The sequence below is a fragment of the Duganella rhizosphaerae genome (assembly GCF_040364205.1).
GTDB classification, from domain to species: Bacteria; Pseudomonadota; Gammaproteobacteria; order Burkholderiales; family Burkholderiaceae_D; genus Rugamonas; species Rugamonas rhizosphaerae.
Genome location: NZ_BPWK01000055.1, coordinates 1 through 1,714, shown reverse-complemented (window position 1 = coordinate 1,714; position 1,714 = coordinate 1). Strand labels below are relative to the sequence as shown.

The window sequence follows — 1,714 nt, the reverse complement described above, 5'->3', positions numbered from 1 at the left end:
TTCCAGCGCGGCCGCCAGCTGCTCCAGCGCAGTCTGCATATAGGCGCACACGCGGCTGGCCGATGCCGACCGGTCGACCTGCGCCGTCAGCACGAAGCCCTCGCCCAGATCATCCACCGACAACGTGAGCGGGTAGTTACTACGTTCCTTGCCTGCCCTGACCTCGACGCCATCCCAAATGCCGCCATCTTTTTCCCGCTGGTCCGCACCGGCCGCAGTCACCGCACTATGGCGATAATTCAACAGCGACGAGAACAAAGGCAGCGGCGCCCGCACCGCACTGCAGCGCTGGGCCAGCGCCAATGGCGCGTGCTCGTGCCGCAGCAACTGCGTCAGCAGCGCGTGCGTGCCGCGCACGTCTTGGGCAACGCCCTGCTCGCCGATGCTGATCCGCACCGGCAGCGTATTGATGAACATTCCCAGCACCCGTCCTGAATCCGAACCGCCCTGCATGCGGCCGAACAGTACCGTGCCGAACACCACGTCCTGACGGTCCGTCAGTTTCGACAGCACCTGTGCCCAGGCCAGGTGCATCAAGCTGGCCACGCTCACGCCCAACGCGCGCGCCTGCGCACGCAGCGTCTTCGCCAGCGCATGCGGCAATGCCAGGCGAGCGTCGTCCAGTTCAGCCGCCCCGGCTTGCACGTCGAGCAGGCCGTATGGCGCGCTCGGCTCGTCGATATCGGACAGCATCCGCGTAAAGAAGGCTTCATGCTCCGCGGTGCTCACGCCAAGACGCGCCTGCGCGACGAAATTCCTGAACGGCAGCGCCGGCGCCAGTTCGGCCGCGCGGTCCTGCTGGATCATGCCAATTTCATCGACCAGGATAGCCAAGGCCGTGTGGTCGATCACCAGGTGGTGCGTCAACAGCTGCAACAGCCAACGGCCGTTGGCGCAGTCCTCGCACAGGAAGGCGCGCAGCAACGGCGCTTCGCGCAACTCCACGCGGTAGTGGCGAGGATCGTACGCAGCAGCCAGTTGTCCGGCAATCTCGCCGTTGGCCGCATCGAACGCGACTTCCTCGACCGACAGCGGCGCCCTGCGCCATACCACCTGCACCGGTTGGGCCAGGCCGTCCCACAGCACGCCGGTGCGCAGGATGTCGTGGCGATCGATAACCGCCTGCATGGTCGTCAAGAAACCGTCCATGCGCGCGCGGGTGTCGAACTCTATCAGCGTCGGCAACAGGTAGGCGTCGCCTTCTCCCTGCATCATGTGTTGGAACAAAATCCCTTCCTGTAAAGGCGCCAGTGGATAGATGTCCTGGATGTTGGCGGCGCCGCCCGGCACCGCCGCGACGATGCCGTCGATCTCCTGCTGGCTCAGCTGCACCAGCGGCAGCATGTCCGGCGTGATCGCCTCGCAACCGTCGGCGATGCCGTTGGCCGGCACCACCACGTCGCCAGAGCCGCCGCCGCCGGCCAGCGCCGCGATGGTCGGCGTGTCGAACAAGGTCCGCACGTCGGTCTGCACGCCGGCACGGCGCATGCGTTCGATCAGCGCCACCGCCAGCAGCGAATGACCGCCCAACTGGAAGAAGTTGTCGTGACGTCCGACCCGCTCCAGCTTGAGCACCTCCGCCCAGATCGCGGCCAGCGTCTCCTCGGTCTCGCCCTGCGGCGCCTCATAGCCGCGGGTGACGTAAGCCTGTCCCTGCGGCGCCGGCAGCGCCTTGCGATCAAGCTTGCCGTTCGGCGTCAGCGGCAAGGCCTCC

The 1,714-nt window shown here is 66.6% G+C and carries 1 protein-coding gene; it reads right to left on the bottom strand.

Annotated features, from left to right (window positions below; genetic code table 11):
* Positions 1 to 1,714, bottom strand: a 1,714-nt coding sequence (locus RUGAMON1_RS32560) for a condensation domain-containing protein (protein WP_445234409.1), incomplete at both ends; no start/stop codon positions are given.